Here is a 16,779-nt window from a genome sequence, read left to right on the forward strand (position 1 = left end):
CAAATAGGTAATCTGGCGCTAAGCCAACTGACAGGCGCCGGTCCCTACTCTGCGGTCATTCAATTGACGGGAATGGAATCGGCATGCACCCCAACACTTCTCGACGAACCTTCGTCAAAGGCTTGGCTGCGGCCGGCCTGCTGGGCGGCGCAGGCCTGTGGCGGCCACCGGTCTGGGCCCTGGCCAGCCCCGGGGAGCCGGGTGTGCTGGCGGGCCGCGAGTTCGAGCTGTCTATCGGCCAGACTGCGGTCAATATCACCGGCCACGTGCGCACCGCGCTGACGATCAACGGCAGCCTGCCGGGCCCGCTGCTGCGCTGGCGTGAAGGCGATACCGTGACCCTGCGCGTGCGCAATCGCCTGGCGCAGCCGACGTCGATCCACTGGCATGGGATTATCCTGCCGGCCAATATGGATGGCGTGCCGGGCCTGAGTTTCAAGGGGATCGAGCCGGGCGGGGTGTATGTCTACCAGTTCAAGGTCAACCAGCACGGCACCTACTGGTATCACAGCCACTCCGGGTTCCAGGAGCAACAAGGGGTCTATGGGCCGCTGGTGATCGATCCGCGGGAGCCGGAACCCTTCACCTACCAGCGCGACTATGTGGTGATGCTCACGGACTGGACCGATGAAGATCCCGCCAGCCTGATGAAGACCCTGAAGAAACAGTCCGATTACTACAATTTCCATAAACCCACCGTGGGCGACTTCATCAAGGATGTGGCCGACAAGGGCTGGTCGGCCACCGCTGCCGACCGTCTGATGTGGGCGCAAATGAAGATGAATCCCACGGACTTGGCGGATGTCAGCGGCGCGACCTACACCTTCTTGATGAACGGCCAGCCACCTGCGCAAAACTGGACCGGGCTGTTTCGCGCCGGTGAGAAGATCCGTCTGCGGTTGATCAACGGTTCGGCCATGACCTACTTCGATGTGCGTATTCCGGGCCTGAAGATGACGGTGGTGGCTGCCGATGGCCAGCCGGTAAAACCGATCCGCGTGGACGAGTTGCGCATCGCCGTGGCCGAGACCTACGACGTGCTCGTCGAACCGAGCGCCGCCGCCTACACCCTGTTCGCCCAATCCATGGACCGTACCGGCTACGCCAGCGGCACTCTCAGCCGCCAGCCGGGCTTGCGGGCGCCGGTTCCCGCGTTGGACCCGCGCCCCTGGTTGACCATGGACGACATGGGCATGGGCGGCATGGATCACGGTGCCACGGGGGCTATGCCTGGCATGGACCACAGTGCGATGCCCGGCATGGACCACGGCGCAATGGCCGGGATGGCGATGCCGATGCAAGGCCACCCGGCCAGCGAAACCAATAACCCGCTGGTGGACATGCAGGCCATGAGCACCTCACCCAAGCTCGATGATCCGGGTATGGGCCTGCGCAACAACGGGCGCAGGGTCCTGACCTATGCAGACTTGCGCAGCAGCTTTGCCGACCCCGATGGCCGCGAACCCGGCCGCACCATCGAGTTGCACCTGACCGGGCATATGGAGAAGTTCGCCTGGTCCTTCGACGGGGTGAAGTTCTCCGATGCCGAGCCGCTGCGGCTGACCTATGGCGAGCGCGTGCGGCTGGTGCTGATCAACGACACCATGATGACCCACCCCATCCATCTGCATGGCATGTGGAGCGACCTGGAAGACGAAAACGGCCAGTTCATGGTGCGCAAACACACCATCGATATGCCGCCAGGTTGCCGCCGCAGCTACCGGGTGACGGCCGATGCCCTGGGGCGCTGGGCCTTCCACTGTCATCTGCTGTACCACATGGAAATGGGCATGTTCCGTGAAGTCCGGGTGCAAGAGTGAGGAGCCGAGCATGAACTCTCTATTTCGCCGCGTTGCGCTGCTGATTACGACATTCGCCCCCGTAGCGCTGGCCCACAGCCAGATGCACGGCATGACGCCGCCCAGCCAGAGCCGCACGCCGATCCCGCTGCTGACCGATGCCGACCGCGCAGCGGTGTACGACGCGCCGGGTGGGCATGTGGTGCATGACAGCGCCCTCAACTCACTATTTGTGATCAACCAGCTGGAATGGCAGGGGGCCGGCGATGGCCATGCCGTGAGCTGGGATGCCAAGGGTTGGGTCGGCGGGGATATCGATCGCCTATGGCTGCGCAGCGAGGGCGAGCGCGCCAAGGGCAATACCGAAAAGGCCGAGGTCCAGGCGTTATGGGGCCACGCCATTAGCCCCTGGTGGGATGTAGTGGCCGGTATGCGCCAGGATTTCAAGCCGGGCGACAGCCAGAGTTGGGCGGCGCTGGGCCTGCAAGGCATGGCCCTGTACAACTTCGAGGCCGAGGCCACGCTGTTTGTCGGTGAAGGTGGCCAGACTGCCGCGCGCCTGGAGGGCGACTACGACATTTTGCTGAGCAATCGCCTGGTGCTGCAGCCCACCGCCGAGGCCAACGTCTACGGGAAAAACGACCCTCAGAGAAGGATTGGTTCCGGCCTTGCGGACACCGAGGTCGGGGTGCGGCTGCGTTACGAAATCCGCCGCGAGTTTGCCCCTTATGTCGGCGTGACCTGGAATCGCGCCTATGGCCAGACGGCCGAATACGCCAGGGATGAGGGCGAGGACCGCAGCGAAGTGCGCTGGGTCCTGGGCGTGCGCCTGTGGTTCTGAGGGCGCTGCAGTCGCCTAGGCCGCGCTGCCCTTGAGGCACTTGAGTGCCTGGAAATCGCTGCGCACCTTATCGATCCGCTGCACCAGCTTCTGGCGTTGCTGCACGGTGCTTTCGGCCATCAAGTCCACCAGCAGGCTGCGGGCCGCCGCTTCGGTCTGGGCGTAGGCCTGGCGATAGTCCGCTGTCCACAGGCTTTCACGGTCCACCAGCAGTTGCTCCATCTTGCGCGGGAAATCGCTACTGGCCCGTTGATTGACTGCCGCGATGAACTGCGCCTGCCAATGGGCGCGGTTGCCGATCCATTGCTGGTTCTGCGCACCGAGGGCGGTGGACCAGGCCCGCACACGCTCCTGCTGGCTGGTGCTCAACGGGCCAAGCCAGGTATTCAGGCGTTCGCTCATGCGCTCGCTGCGGTCCTTGATCTGCTGTTCCAAGGGCGGCTTGAGGTATTCGTCCTGGCGTTTGCGCAGGTCCTTGGCCAGCGCTTGATCCATCTCGCGCACCTGCTGCTCATCCAGCCCGCGCAGCAACTCGATGGCTGACGGGGTAATCTGCCGGGCGACGTCGGCGATTGCCTGCTTGGCTTCGAGGGTGCGGGTTTGCAGGGCGGCATCGCTGACTTGATGGTTGTCGACCATCTGTTGCAGGCGGTCGAGCCAGTCCAGGTAGCCGGGCAATTGGGTGGTGCAGTGCCAGGCCAGGTGTTCCTTGAGGGTGTCGTTGAACCAGCTTTTCTGCCCGGCGTTCATGTCCAGGTAGTCGTTGAGTGTCCAGGGGATGATCACATCGAGATTGCGATAGGCCAGACCCACGCGATTGCAGCCGGCCAGCAGGACGCTCAGGGCCAGTAAGGCCACCAGGATTCTTAACCGACGCAGCATGGGCGAGTCCTTGCACAGACCAGGGATGTTTATCTGAACCCGCCGGGGGCGTGACAGTTCAGCCCATCAATAAAACGACCGCTCGGCCTTTAGGGTCAACAGGCCATCACATTGCGAATTGTGTCCGGAGTAGGCCGAGCAGTCGCTGCCGTTGAGGCTGGAGTCGCTGTAGATCAGGTCCAGGTCCATGCCCATCCATGGCCGCGAGAATTTCACCGACCAGTCGCTGAAGCTGCGGATTGAGCCGCCCTCCACCGAGGCTGGGGCGCCCAACTGATGAGTGGTGTACTTCATGCTCACGCCAATGCCGAAGGGTTGGGTCCCGCCCAGGTCGGCAAACAGGGTGCTGTCGCGCCGGTCGGGGTCGTTGCCCAGTGACACGCCAAACCGATTGCCCAGCAGGTTCAGGCCGCCGTAGAACTCCTGGCTGTCGAGGGGGCTGAGCTTGGGGTAGCTGTAGTGAATCATCCCCAGCTCATAGCCCAGGGTCTGGTCGAACGGGCGCTTGAAGCCCATGTAGGAATCGACTTCGAGGTTGCTGGCGGGCGACAGGCCCATGCTCGGTGAAAACTGGCCGAAATACAGGCCGCTGGCGTGGGTGAGGTCGAGGCCGCCGTGGAACGAGTTGCTGCCCGGAGCGGTGGGTTTGACCAGGCCCTGGGCCATGCTGCGGCTGGGGGTGGTTCCCAGTTTCAAGTCGAAGTCGCCCAGTTCACGCTGGAAAACCTGCGCTTGGGCGAGGGGGCTGGCGAGCAGGGCGCTGACCAGGAATATGCAGGGCTTGAGCATGCGTCACTCCATGAAAAGCGAGGAGCAGTAACCGAAGGAATCGGGCAAACGCCCGTTCTAGAGGTGTGCAAGCATACCGGCGAAAGTCCGGGGTTGAGGCCCGTTCGTCGATTGGCGCAGTTGAATGTGTGTCAGGGGGAGGTTGCTTGCTCTAGTCCTAGCGCCTTGATGGCAAGGCGCTTAGGGACCAGGTGGGGTGCGTAGGCGGCTGCGCGCTTACTTTTTACCCAGGGTGATCTGCTTGGACGGGCCGAAAGTCTGGCCGCTCACGCCCTTGGCGATCTGCTGGATTTCGCCACCGGACTTGAGGAACGCGGCGATTTGGTTGTTGATCGATTCGCTGGTTTCAACGGCGGGAGCTGGCTTTGCTTTGCTGTTGGATGCTTTTACGCGCATGGCGGCCACTAACCTGTAGAAAATTAACTTGGCCAGGCATCGTACATGAAAAGCTTGACAATTGCTTGGTAAATATCTCCCAGGAATAAGCTGCGCTATTATAAAAGCCCGAAGTTGGTCTTTGATCGAAGGCCCTAACTCGCTGTTTTAAATAGAAACCATGGGTAAAAACAGCACCTGGCCATTGCTGCACAGCTCGGGCTTGACCTGACGAGCGGGGCAATTGCCCACAACTGCCCGGCAAACCCGCGATTTTTCAGGGTTGCGCGCCCGGACACGGGACCGCCGCCTTCAACTCGGGTAGAATGCCGCCCACGCAATGAGGGTATTGGAAATGGCTTTAGTCGGGCGCTACAACAGTTTGCAAGTGGTTAAACACACTAACTTTGGTTTGTATCTGGACGGTGCGCAAGATGGCGAAATCCTCTTGCCCAATCGTTATATTCCCAAAGATATTCCCAGTGAAGATGAAGACTGGCTTAACGTTTTTATTTATCTGGACAGCGATGACAAACTTATCGCCACCACTGAAAAACCAAAAGTGCAGGTGGGTGAGTTTGCCAGCCTGAAAGTGGTCGAAGTCAACAGTATCGGGGTGTTCCTCGACTGGGGCCTGCCCAAGGACCTGCTGCTGCCTTACTCCGAGGAAAAGCGCCAACTGACCGCCGGTGAATACTGCGTGGTGCACGTCTACCTCGACAAACACACCAAGCGCATCACCGCCACCGCGCGCCTGGACCGTTACCTGGACAAGACGCCGGCCAACTACACCGTGGGTCAGGAAGTCGACTTGCTGGTTGCCGAAGCCACTGATATGGGCTTCAAGGCAATTATCAACAACAAGCACTGGGGCCTGATCCACAAGAACGAAGTGTTCAAGTTCCTGCGTCCGGGCAAGGAAGAGAAGGGCTTCATCAAGGAAATCCGCGCCGACGGCAATATCAGCCTGAGCCTGCAGCCGGTCGGCGAGCAAGCGGCGTCCAGCCTGAACTCGAAGATCCTCGCCAAGTTGCGTGAAAACAACGGCAGCCTGCCGGTCAGCGACAAGAGCGATCCGACCGTGATCAGCAACTTGTTTGGCGTGAGCAAGGGCAACTTCAAGAAGGCCATTGGTGCGCTGTACAAGCAGGGTCAGATCGTGATTCATGCCGATCGCATTGAACTAAGCTGACTGCAAGCTGCTCTTGGGTAGGAGTCGCTATCGCCGGCAAGCCGGCTCCTACAGTAGGTTGTCGTCATGGGCAAAAAAGTCGTGTTTGCTTACCTCGGTACGTTATTGGCTTTTTTGGTGCTTGATGGCCTCTGGCTTGGCGTGTTGATGGGGCCGACCTACAAGGCCTTGCTGGGGCCGCTGATGCTTGAACAGCCGCGATGGCTGCCGGCGGCGCTGTTCTACTTCCTTTATGCATTGGGCTGTGTAGCCTTTGTGGTGGTGCCGGCGCTGGCCAGTGGAGGCTGGCAACGGGCCGCCCGCCTGGGCGCGTTGCTCGGGTTGGTCGCCTATGGCACCTATGACCTGAGCAACTGGGCGACCTTGCAAGGCTGGTCTGCGGGCCTTGCATTGATGGACATGGCGTGGGGCACCTGCCTCACGGCGGCCTGTTGTGCGTTGGGGTACGGCGCGGCGCGCCGCGTCAGCGGCTGACCCGCGCGCGGCAATCAATCAGTGCCCGGGCAGGTCGAAGCAGCAATGCGCCGGCCAGTATCAGGCCGCTACCCGCTACCATCAGCGCCGGTTGCAAGCCGCCGCTCAGGTGACTGCTTAACGAGGCCAGCAACGGCCCACTCAACTGGCCCAGGGCAAAGCACGCCGTCAGCAACCCCGTGCCGCGTTGCGCCGCGTGCGGCGCGATTTCCCGCAGGCGTTGCATCACCAGTTGCATGCACGCCAGGAACGGCAGCCCGCAGAGCACGACGCCCAGGGCCAAACCCAGGCCATTGCCCAACAAACACGCGAAGACGCCAGCCGCTTGCAGCCATAGTGTGGCCATCAACCAGTAGCGCGTGGTGTCGGGGTTGGGCTTGCGCAGGCTGACCAGCAACACGCCCAGGGCCGCCGCCAAGCCAAAGCATGGCCAGAACAGGTCTGCCTGCCAGGCGCCCTTGAACTGCGCGTTGGCCATTTGCGAGAGGAAGGTGGCGGGAATGATGTAGCCCAGGCCATACAGCAGGTAAACCCAGCCCAGATGCGTGATGCTGGCGTTGCGCCCGGCAGCGGCGCTGCTTTGTAGCGCCTCCCTGTGCGGCTTGGGCAGCAATGGCAGGATCACCAGCAACATGCCCAGAGCGACCACGCCATACACCAGCCACAGCGTCGCCGAATCCTTGCCCAGCAGGTTGGAGGCCAGTGCCAGCAATCCCGTCAGCAGGATCCCCAGCCCCGGCCCGGCAAACACCAATGCGCCCAGCCGCGGGCGCCCGGCGGCAATCGCCAGGGGTTGGCTCAGGCCGGTAATCATCACCAGCACCCAGGCGCTGGCCACGCCCGTGCCAAAGCGCAGCAGCAGGTGCGACCAGAAGCCGTTGGCCCAGAACGACGCCAGGGTCAGCAGCACACACAACCACAACCCGCCGAGCAACCGCCCGCGTATGTGGTGATGACTGCGCGCGAACATCGAGTCCACGGCCCCCACGAAGTAGCCCAGGTAGTTGGCTGCGGCGATCAGCCCGGCCTCGGTCAGGTCGATTTGCCCTTCGCTGAGCAAGTGCGGCATCTGTGGGGTAAGGGCGAAGCGGCCAATGCCCATGGCCATCATCAGGGCGATAAAACTGGCGAGTAAACGGATCAGGGGAGACATGGGGCACCTTCCTGCAGAAGCGATGACCCCAGGTTAAGGTGGATTGTTGTTCAGTAAAAATGAATAATACTGAGTAACTTGTTCAGTTAAGGAGAATGGTCGTGGAGTTCAGCCAATTGCGTATTTTCCAGGCCGTGGCCGAGGAGGGCTCCATCACCCGTGCTGCAGAGCGTCTGCACCGGGTGCCGTCGAACCTCTCGACCCGGCTCAAGCAAATGGAAGAGCAATTGGGTGTCGAGTTGTTCGTGCGCGAGCGCCAGCGCCTGCAACTGTCGCCTGCGGGCAAGGTGCTGCTCGACTACAGCACGCGGCTGTTGGCCCTGCATGATGAAGCGCACGGCGCCGTGCAGGGCGGGCAGCCGGCCGGGGACTTTGTGCTAGGCAGCATGTACAGCACCGCCGCGATCCATTTGCCAAAACTGCTGGCGCGCTATCACAAGGCTTACCCGATGGTGAACCTGCAAGTGCAGTCGGCGCCCAGTGGCGAGTTGCTCGAGGGCCTGATCACCGGGCGCCTGGATGCGGCATTGGTGGATGGCCCGCTGGCGTTGGCGACCCTGGACGGTGTGCCATTGTGCGAGGAACGTTTGCTGCTGATTTGCGAGGCGGACCACCCGCCGGTACGCGGCCCGCAGGATGTGGCCGGGCGCGCGGTATTCACCTTCCGACGCAGTTGTTCCTATCGGACGCGCCTGGAGGCGTGGTTTTCCCACGATCGCGTGGCCATGGGCCGGGCCATCGAGATCGAGTCCTATCAAGGCATGCTTGCGTGCGTGATCGCCGGTTCCGGGGTCGCGTTGATGTCCGAGTCGATGCTCGACAGTCTGCCGGGCAAGGACAGTGTATCGATCCACCCCCTGGCCGAGCCATTTGCCCATGCCACCACCTGGCTGATGTGGCGCAAGGGCATGCTCGGCGCTAATCTCAACGCGTGGATTGACCTGCAGCAAGCGGGCAAGACGCGTCCAGAACAGCAGGCGCACGCGATTGCCTGACCACCCCGTCAGGATTTGTATCAATTCAGTAATGGTTCGTTGCGGTTTCAGGCAAGCATTGCGTAGGACTTAGTACTACTATCTGTAGGAAGCAGCCACAGAATTCCAGCTGCTCGGCACTACCCTCAAAGGGGGCACCATGAAAGAAAAACTGCAAAACTGGCTGCACGACCTCGGCGTCGCACTCGGCTTGATCGAGCCACCGCTGCAACCGGTGCCAATCCGCACCGATGACGAACAGCGCCGCCCGCGTCGCAGGTAAGTCCGCAAAAGCGCTCAGACACAGGGTTTGAGCGCGGTTGTAGGAGCACGCAACACCGCAGATTCGATGTGGGAGTGGGCTTGCTCGCGATTACGCTAAATCAGTCACTGAAAGTTTGACTGACCTACCGTAATCGCGGGCAAGCCCGCTCCCATTTTTTGTTTGGTGTTTATCGCACCCGCTCAAGCCAGCTTCACTCAGGCTGCGTCGGCCGCCGCCACCTCTGGCCGACGCGACAGCACACTCACCAGCACAAAACTCACCACACTCACGCCCAGGCTGTAGTAGATCGGTGTGTTTGCCTCCAAACCATCCTTGATCATGAACCCCAGGGATGTGACAAACCCCAATGCCATGGCGCTGATCGCGCCCGCGGTAGTGGCACGTTTCCAGTAGATCGCCCCGATCAATGGAATCAGCATGCCGCCGACCAGCAGGTTATAGGCCAGGGTCAGTGCGCTGATCACATCGCTGACCACCAGGGCGATAGCCAGCACGGCGCAGCCGGTCAGCAGGGTGAACAGGCGGTTGATGTTCAGGCTCGACTGCTTGCCGCCGCGCAGGCGCGGCAGCAGGTCCTCGGTCAGCACGGTGGATGCGGCGAGCAGGCCGGCGCTGGCGGTGGACATCATCGCCGCCAGGGCCGCCGCAATCACCAGGCCGCGCAGGCCATCGGGCAACGACAGTTTGACGATGGCGGCGAAGGCGTTGTTGACGTTGTCCAGGTCCGGGATCAGCACGTGGGCGGCCATGCCGATCAGGGCGCAGGCCAGGCCGTAGAGGATGCAGTAGAAACCGGCGAAGGTCCCCGCATACTGGGCGACCTTTGCGTCGCGGGCGGTAAATACCCGTTGCCAGATGTCCTGGCCGATCAGGATGCCGAAGAAGTAGATCATGAAGTAGGTGATGATGGTGTCCCAGCCGATGCTGGTGAAGCTGAAACTGGCCGCCGGCAGCTTGGCCACCAGCTCATCCCAGCCGCCTACGCGGTACAGGCAGATCGGCAGCAGGATAAACATCAGGCCGACGGTCTTGATCACGAACTGTACGATATCGGTCAGGGTCAGCGACCACATGCCGCCGATGGTCGAATACACCAGCACCACGCCACCGCCCAGCAGGATGGCAGCCCAGAACGGCAGGTCGAACATCACTTGCAATACGGTGCCAATCCCCAGGATCGAGGTCACCGCCAGCATCAGCGCGTAGGCCAGCATGATCAGGCCGCTGGCCTGGCGGGCCGTGGGGTTGTAGCGCTGCTCCAGGACCTGGGTCACGGTGAAGATTTTCAACTTGAGCAAGGGTTTGGCCAGAAACAGGTTCAGCGCAATGATCCCTGTGCCCAGCGCCGCGCACAGCCAGAAACCGGAAATGCCATGCACATAGCCCAGGCGCACGCTGCCCACCGTGGACGCGCCGCCCAGCACCGTCGCGGCCATGGTGCCCATGTACAGCGTCGGCCCCAGGTTGCGCCCGGCGACCAGGTAGTCTTCATGGGTCTTGGCCCGGCGCATGCCGAAATAGCCGAGCACAAGCATGCCGGCGGCGTAGATAAGTACGACGAACAGATCCAGGGCCATGGTGGCGCTTCTCCAGTTATTGTTTTTATTGACTGATCAGGTAGCGCGCTACATCAGCGGTGCGTGACGCCCGGCAGTACGCAGAGCATTTCGTACAGCAGGTTGGCGCCCAGCAACGAGGTGTTGCCGGTGGTGTCGTAGGGCGGCGAAACCTCCACCAGGTCACAACCAATCAGGTTCAGGCCCTGGCAGCCACGGATGATCTCGATCGCCTGGATGGTGGTCAGCCCGCCGATTTCCGGGGTGCCGGTGCCCGGCGCCCAGGCCGGGTCGATGCCGTCGATGTCAAAGCTCAGGTACACCGGGCCACCGCCGACCTTCTCCCGGACTTCGGCCATCAACGGCGCGAGGGAGTGGTGCCAGCACTCTTCGGCCTGGACCACGCGAAACCCCTGTTTGCGGCTCCAGTTGAAGTCTTCGGCGGTATAGCCCTGGGCGCGCAGGCCGATTTGCACCACGCGGTCGCAATCGAGCAGGCCTTCTTCGACGGCCCGGCGGAAGGTGGTGCCGTGGGCGATTTTCTCGCCGAACATATGGTCGTTGACGTCGGCGTGGGCATCGATATGCACCAGCCCGACCTTGCCGTGCTTCTTGTGGATCGCCCGCAGGATCGGCAGGGTGATGGTATGGTCGCCGCCCAGGGTCAGCGGGATCACATCGTGCTTGAGGATCTCATCGTAGGACTCTTCGATGATGCGCACGGCGTCCAGCAGGTTGAAGGTGTTGATCGCCACATCGCCGATATCGGCCACCGACAGCGAGTCGAACGGCGCAGCGCCGGTGGCCATGTTGTAGGGGCGGATCATCACCGATTCGGCGCGGATTTCACGCGGCCCGAAGCGGGTGCCGGCGCGCAGTGAAGTACCGATGTCCAGGGGCACGCCGATAAAGGCCGCATCCAGGCCGGCGGCGGTTTGCAGGTGGGGCAGGCGCATCATGGTGGCGATGCCGGCAAAGCGCGGCATTTCGTTGCCGCCCAGTGGTTGGTGAAAGATCTTGTCCACGGCAGGGCCTCATCGTTGTTGTGGTTATCAGGGGTCGATTCTGCGAAATGCCAGACAAGGGAAGAATCGCTGTGGGGAAATACTTAGTTCAGATTTTTCTGAACTAATGCCTGGGGTAGACTCCACCGGGTTGCAAACCCTGTTCCCTGTAGGAGCGAGCTTGCTCGCGAAAAACGTTAACGATTACGCGGGCATTCAGAATGTACGCGGCGCTCTCAGGTTTTTCGCGAGCAAGCTCGCTCCTACAGGGAATGGGCCTGTCAGCCGATTTTTTGCCTGGAGGTTCCATGGCCAGCGCCTTGCCCGACCTGAAACTGTTGCGCATCTTCGCAAGCGTGGTGCGCCACCAAGGGTTTGCCAGTGCCCAGCACGAGCTCAACCTGTCGACCTCGGCCATCAGCACCTACATGAGCCAGCTGGAAGGCGCCTTGGGCCTGGTGTTGTGCCATCGCGGGCGTGGCGGCTTCAGCCTGACCAGCAAGGGTGAGTTGTTTCACCAGGAGACCCTGCGCCTGCTGGGCGAACTGGAGGGCTTCGAGCAATACGCGGCGGCGCTCAAGGGCGAACTGCGCGGCACGCTCAAGCTGGGTGTGCTCGACTCCACGGTCAGCGACAAGGCCCTGCCATTCGCCGAAGTCATCGGCGCCTACAGCCTTGAGCACCCGGCGGTGCATCTGCACTTATCGGTCATGAGCCCCTACGAACTGCAACTGGGGGTGCAGGACAATCGCCTGGACCTCGCCATCGGCGCCTTCTCCAACCGCATGAGCGGCTTGGTCTACATGCCGCTGTACCGCGAACAGCACTGGCTCTATTGCAGCTCGCGGCATCCGCTGTTCAGCGAAAGGCGCATTCCGGAGCAGGTGATCACCCAGCAACGCATGGTCGGGCGCGGTTACTGGAGCCAGGCGGAACTGGCGCGCCACGGCTTCAAGCACAGCGCCGCCACCGTAGAAAGTATGGAGGCGCAGTTGATCCTGGTGCTGTCCGGCGCCTACATCGGCTATTTGCCCGAACACTACGCCCAGGCCTGGGCCGACAAGGGCGACTTGCGGGTGCTGCTGCCGGCGACCTTTGGCTACCAGGCGCCGTTTTCGCTGATCATGCGCCGTGGGCGCAGCCGCGAGCCGTTGATCCAGACCTTCCGCGATTTACTCAAAGCACAGCTCAATCAGGCCTGAACATGTCCAGACCCCAATGCCCCCGCTGCCTGCGGCCAACCACCCACTGCCTGTGCGCACTGATCCCGCGCCTCGACAGCCGCACCCGGGTGTTGCTGTTGCAGCATCCCAGCGAGGTCAACCATGCGCTCAACACCGCACGCCTGGCCGCGTTGGGCCTGGTGAATGCGCAACTGGTGGTAGGTGAAATATTCGAAGACTTGCAGGCCTTGCTCAACCCGCCGGGCTATCAGGCGCGGCTGCTGTTTCCCGCCGAGGATGCGCAGCCTTTGCAGGCCTACAGCCCATCCAGCCAGCCGTTGCTGCTGGTGGTGCCCGACGGCACCTGGCGCAAGGCGCGCAAGTTGCTGCACCTCAACCCGCTGCTGGCGGCGTTGCCACGGGTGACGCTGGCTGAAGGGGCCGTGTCCCGCTACCGGCTGCGCAAGGCACCGGGGCCGGGGGCGCTGTCGACGGTGGAGGCGATCGTGCAGGCGTTGCAGGTGCTGGAGGCGCCGCAGTCATTCGAGCCCTTGTTGCGGCCGTTCGAGGCGCTGATCGAGGGGCAGATTGCGGCGATGGGGGAAGAGGTTTTCCAGCGCAATCATGGGGGTGACTAGCAGGGGCACCGAGGTGGGGCCATCGCTGGCAAGCCAGCTCCCACATTGACCGCGTTGCTCAAGACATGCGCGGTCAGTGTAGGAGCCGGCTTGCCGGCGATGGCGCCCACCCAAACACCGCTAACGCTCGCGCATCGCCTCCGTGCGTGCCTTCAACACCGGCTTGAGCAAGTAATCCAGCACGCTTTTCTCCCCGGTAATGATGTCTACCGTCGCCACCATCCCCGGGATGATCAGCAGCGGTTTTTTCTCCCCACCCAGATGGTTCTTATCGGTGCGCACCTGGATCAGGTAGAAGCTGTTGCCCTTGTCGTCGGTAATCGTATCGGCGCCGATCAGTTCCAGTTTCGCCGCCAGCCCGCCGTAGATGGTGTAGTCATAGGCACTGAACTTGACCATCGCCTTCTGCCCCGGATGCAAGAACGCCACGTCCTGGGGCCGCACCTTGGCCTCGATCAGCAGGTTGTCTTCCAGCGGGACGATTTCCACCATGTCGCTGCCTGGCTGGACGACGCCGCCGATGGTGTTGACCTTCAATTGCTTGATCACCCCATGCACCGGCGAGACCACGGTGGTGCGGCTGACGCGGTCATCGATGGCGATGCTGGTGGCGGTGATTTTTGACAGGTCGGTGCGTTTTTCGTTGAGTTCCTTGGCGGCTTCCGAGCGGAAAGTCTGTACCGATTCGTCGATTTTGCTCTTGATCTCATTGATCGCCGATTCCGCCCGGGGGATCGCCAGGGTGGTGGCGTTCAGCGAACCGCGGATCTCCACGGCGCTACGTTTGAGGCGCAGGATTTCCACCGGTGATACCGCACCGGTGCCCACCAGGGGCGCCGACATGTTCATCTCTTGTTGCAACAGCGCCAGGCTGGAGCTGAATTGGCCCTGCTTGGAGCGAAACTCCGCCAGTTCCTGGGTTTTCTGCCGCAGTTGTTCACTCAAGGTCCGTTGCTCGCTGCTCAAGCGGCGCTGGCGTTGTTCGAACAGTGAACGTTCGTCTTCGGCCACTTGCGGGGCCTTGGCGATCACTTCATCGGACAATTTGAACGGCCGCCCCTCGGCCTCGGCCGACAGGCGTTCGACCTGGGCGGTGAGGGCATACCGGTCGACTTCGCTTTCGCCCTTGTTCGAGCGGAACCGCGTGTCGTCCAGTTGCAGCAGTTTGTCGCCCTTGTCCACCATCTGCCCTTCACGTACATAAATCTGGGTGACGATGCCGCCCTCCAGGTTCTGGATCACTTGCACCTTGCTCGACGGGATGGCCTTGCCTTCGCCCATGGTCACTTCATCGAGTACGGCAAAGTTGGCCCATAGCAGGGCGCAGATGATCAGGCCGGCGGTCAGCCACACGATAATCCGTGAGCGGCGCGGCGAGTCCTGCAGCGCAGCGCCCGCCAGTTCGGGCATGAATTCGCTGTCGGCGGTTTTGCCAAAACTCTTGAAATAGCCCGGTGACGTGGGAGTGGCTGACATGGTGGGGCTCCTAGACGGCGGCCGAGCCGACACGGCCCTTGCGCAGAGCATCGATCACACTTTCTTTGGGACCATCGGCAACGATGCGGCCGTTGTCCAGCACGATCAGGCGGTCGACCAGGCTGAGCATCGAGGTGCGGTGTGTGACCAAGAGCAACGTCTTGCCCTTGACCCACAGTTCCAGGCGCTGGCGCAGAGTTTCTTCGCTGCTGTTATCCATGGCGCTGGTGGGTTCGTCCAGCAGCAGGATCGGCGGGTCGAGCAGCAGCGCGCGGGCCAGCAACACCGCCTGGCGCTGGCCGCCGGACAGCAACTGCCCGCGCTCGCCCACCGGCCGGTCGAAGCCTTGAGGGTGCTGGCGGGCCAGTTCGCTGACACCGGTCAATTCGGCCACTTCGAGCATCCGCGCATCGCTGATGTAGCGCGCGCCCAGGGTCAGGTTATCGCGCAGGCTGCCGGCCAACAGCGGCAGGTCATGGGCCACATAACCCACTTGCTGGCGCAGGTCGGCCACATCCAATTGGCGCAGGTCGAGGCCATCGAGCAGCAACTGGCCTTCTTCTGGCGCGTAAAAACCCATCACCAGGCGGCCCAGGGTGCTTTTGCCCGAGCCGCTGCGGCCGATAATCCCCACGCGTTCGCCGGCCTTGAGCTGGAAACTGACCTGGCTCAGGGCCGGGGCGTTTTGCCCGGCGTAGCGGAAGGTGACCTGGCTGACTTCCAGGGCGCCGCTCAGTTGCGTGCGTTCCAGTGGGCGCTGCTGCGGGTCGCGCTCCTGGGGCAGGGCCATCAGCGCGTCGGTGCTGCGCATGGTCAACTGCGCCTGCTGGTAGCGGGTGATCAACCCGGCGATCTGCCCCAGCGGCGCCAGTACCCGGCTGCCGAGCATGTAGGTGGCCACCAGCGCGCCGACGCTGAGGCTGCCGGCGATGATGCTGTAGACCCCGGCGACAATCGTGGCCATCCCGGAAAACTGCTGGATGAACAGCGTGCCATTGGTGGCCAGCGCCGAGAGGTTGCGCGCGTGGCTGTCGAGGCGGGTGAGGGCGCCGTGGGTGCTTTCCCACTGGTGCTGGCGCTCGCTTTCGGCGCTGCAGGCCTTGAGGGTTTCCAGGCCGCTGAGGGTTTCGATCAACAGCGCCTGGCGTTCGGCGCCCAGGCTCAGGCTTTTTTGCACGGTGTCGCGCAGGCGCGCCTGGATCAGCATCGCAAAGCCGATGGTCAGCGGGAACGCACACAACGGGATGATCACCAGCCAGCCACCGAGCAGGCCGATCACCACCAGCATCAGCACGGCGAAGGGCAGGTCGATCAAGCTGGTGAGGGTCACGGCCGTGAGGAATTCGCGCAGGCCCTGGAAGTCATGGATGCTCTGGGCAAAACCGCCGATGGTCGCGGGGCGCGCTTTCATCGACATGCCGGTGATGCGCTCGAACAGGGTGGCGGAAAGAATCACATCGGTCTTTTTGCCGGCGGTGTCCAGCAGATGGGCGCGTACCACTCGCAGCACCAGCTCGAAGCCCGTGCCGATCAGCAGGCCGATCACCAGCACCCACAAGGTCGAGGTGGCCTGGTTCGGCACCACGCGGTCGTAGGTCTGCATGACGAACAGCGGCACCATCAGGCCCAGCAGGTTGATCAGCAAACTGGCGAGGATCGCATCGCTGTACAGCCAGCGCGACAGCTTCAGGGTGTCGCGAAACCACGCCTCGACCCGTGGCACCAGCGGCGCGCGCAGGTCTTCGATCTCGTGCCGGGGCCGGGCGAACAGGGCCTGGCCGCTGTAGGCCGCCTCGAGCTCCTCGCGGCTGACCCACTGTTCGCCGCCCTCGGCTTCGCTGGGCAGGATCAGCGCCTGGCCATCCTCGCCCCAGCGCCGCAGCACCGCGCAGCGGCCTTCTTTGAGCAGCAACAGCACTGGCAGGTTCAACGCCGAGATGGCCTTCAAGTCCCGGCGCAATACCCGCGCCTGCAAGCTGGCCCGGGCCGCCGCCCGTGGCAGCAAGTCCAGGCTCAGGCGCTGCTCTGCCAAGGGCAGGCCGGCGCTCAGGCTGGAGCGGCTGACGGTACAGCCGTGCAGCTTGCACAGGATCAGCAGGCCGTCGAGCAGCGGGTCATCAAAGCTCTGGCGCGGGTCGACACCCGGGTTCAGCGGTTCCATCTGGCTCACGGCGATC

Annotated in this window: 16 protein-coding genes; 8 read left to right on the top strand and 8 right to left on the bottom strand. The window is 62.7% G+C overall.

Annotation, left to right across the window (positions count from 1 at the left end; translation table 11 throughout):
• The first annotated feature begins 83 nt into the window (after nt 1-83).
• A complete protein-coding gene (locus HBO11_RS00355) occupies nt 84-1,820 on the top strand; it encodes a copper resistance system multicopper oxidase (RefSeq protein ID WP_169955608.1) in 1,737 nt (578 codons plus the stop codon).
• Nucleotides 1,821-1,830: 10 nt separating this feature from the next.
• Entirely contained in the window at nt 1,831-2,640 is an 810-nt protein-coding gene (locus tag HBO11_RS00360; protein WP_169955609.1) for a copper resistance protein B, read from the top strand.
• Between the two features lie 15 nt (nt 2,641-2,655).
• On the opposite strand, the gene HBO11_RS00365 is transcribed toward HBO11_RS00360, so the two are convergent.
• The 3 genes from HBO11_RS00365 to HBO11_RS00375 form a co-directional block, all read right to left on the bottom strand.
• Nucleotides 2,656-3,522 carry a DUF6279 family lipoprotein gene (locus HBO11_RS00365; RefSeq protein WP_169955610.1) on the bottom strand — a complete coding sequence of 289 codons (867 nt, stop codon included), beginning with the start codon at nt 3,520-3,522 and terminating at the stop codon, nt 2,656-2,658.
• Nucleotides 3,523-3,588: 66 nt separating this feature from the next.
• Nucleotides 3,589-4,311: a TorF family putative porin gene (locus tag HBO11_RS00370; protein WP_169955611.1), complete on the bottom strand. Its 723-nt coding sequence runs from the start codon at nt 4,309-4,311 to the stop codon at nt 3,589-3,591.
• Nucleotides 4,312-4,527: 216 nt separating this feature from the next.
• The gene (locus HBO11_RS00375; RefSeq protein ID WP_007946007.1) at nt 4,528-4,707 is read right to left on the bottom strand and encodes a hypothetical protein; all 180 of its coding nucleotides are present in this window, start codon (nt 4,705-4,707) and stop codon (nt 4,528-4,530) included.
• Between the two features lie 334 nt (nt 4,708-5,041).
• Here HBO11_RS00375 and HBO11_RS00380 point away from each other — a divergent pair, with 334 nt between their 5' ends.
• Together HBO11_RS00380 and HBO11_RS00385 are read left to right on the top strand one after the other, a co-directional pair.
• Entirely contained in the window at nt 5,042-5,878 is an 837-nt protein-coding gene (locus HBO11_RS00380) for a S1-like domain-containing RNA-binding protein (protein WP_038446825.1), read from the top strand.
• A 66-nt stretch (nt 5,879-5,944) separates the two neighbouring features.
• The gene (locus tag HBO11_RS00385) at nt 5,945-6,352 is read left to right on the top strand and encodes a DUF2177 family protein (protein ID WP_169955612.1); all 408 of its coding nucleotides are present in this window, start codon (nt 5,945-5,947) and stop codon (nt 6,350-6,352) included.
• On the opposite strand, the gene HBO11_RS00390 is transcribed toward HBO11_RS00385, so the two are convergent.
• Complete coding sequence (locus HBO11_RS00390; protein ID WP_169955613.1) at nt 6,342-7,505, bottom strand: YbfB/YjiJ family MFS transporter; 1,164 nt, start codon at nt 7,503-7,505, stop codon at nt 6,342-6,344. The genes HBO11_RS00385 and HBO11_RS00390 overlap by 11 nt on opposite strands.
• A gap of 101 nt (nt 7,506-7,606) precedes the next feature.
• Between HBO11_RS00390 and HBO11_RS00395 the strand changes: the two genes are divergently transcribed.
• Nucleotides 7,607-8,500, top strand: coding sequence for a LysR family transcriptional regulator (locus HBO11_RS00395; protein WP_169955614.1), 894 nt, complete (start codon nt 7,607-7,609; stop codon nt 8,498-8,500).
• Between the two features lie 139 nt (nt 8,501-8,639).
• Nucleotides 8,640-8,762, top strand: a complete 123-nt coding sequence (locus HBO11_RS28520) for a PA1414 family protein (RefSeq protein ID WP_003210728.1) — start codon at nt 8,640-8,642, stop codon at nt 8,760-8,762.
• Between the two features lie 197 nt (nt 8,763-8,959).
• Here HBO11_RS28520 and HBO11_RS00400 read toward each other — a convergent pair whose 3' ends face one another.
• The gene (locus HBO11_RS00400) at nt 8,960-10,342 is read right to left on the bottom strand and encodes a sodium:solute symporter (RefSeq protein ID WP_169955615.1); all 1,383 of its coding nucleotides are present in this window, start codon (nt 10,340-10,342) and stop codon (nt 8,960-8,962) included.
• Between the two features lie 53 nt (nt 10,343-10,395).
• Nucleotides 10,396-11,346 (bottom strand): agmatinase, encoded by a 951-nt coding sequence (gene speB, locus HBO11_RS00405; protein ID WP_169955616.1) that lies wholly within the window; start codon nt 11,344-11,346, stop codon nt 10,396-10,398.
• Between the two features lie 287 nt (nt 11,347-11,633).
• Here speB and HBO11_RS00410 point away from each other — a divergent pair, with 287 nt between their 5' ends.
• Together HBO11_RS00410 and HBO11_RS00415 are read left to right on the top strand one after the other, a co-directional pair.
• Nucleotides 11,634-12,527: a LysR family transcriptional regulator gene (locus HBO11_RS00410; protein WP_169955617.1), complete on the top strand. Its 894-nt coding sequence runs from the start codon at nt 11,634-11,636 to the stop codon at nt 12,525-12,527.
• Between the two features lie 2 nt (nt 12,528-12,529).
• On the top strand, nt 12,530-13,126 hold the full coding sequence (locus tag HBO11_RS00415) for a DTW domain-containing protein (RefSeq protein WP_169955618.1): 597 nt from the start codon (nt 12,530-12,532) through the stop codon (nt 13,124-13,126).
• Between the two features lie 120 nt (nt 13,127-13,246).
• On the opposite strand, the gene HBO11_RS00420 is transcribed toward HBO11_RS00415, so the two are convergent.
• Entirely contained in the window at nt 13,247-14,602 is a 1,356-nt protein-coding gene (locus HBO11_RS00420) for an HlyD family type I secretion periplasmic adaptor subunit (RefSeq protein ID WP_169955619.1), read from the bottom strand.
• A gap of 10 nt (nt 14,603-14,612) precedes the next feature.
• Nucleotides 14,613-16,772 carry a type I secretion system permease/ATPase gene (locus tag HBO11_RS00425; protein ID WP_169955620.1) on the bottom strand — a complete coding sequence of 720 codons (2,160 nt, stop codon included), beginning with the start codon at nt 16,770-16,772 and terminating at the stop codon, nt 14,613-14,615.
• Between the last annotated feature and the right edge of the window lie 7 nt (nt 16,773-16,779).

The organism is Pseudomonas sp. WS 5010 (assembly GCF_012985565.1).
In the GTDB taxonomy this organism is placed as follows: Bacteria; Pseudomonadota; Gammaproteobacteria; order Pseudomonadales; family Pseudomonadaceae; genus Aquipseudomonas.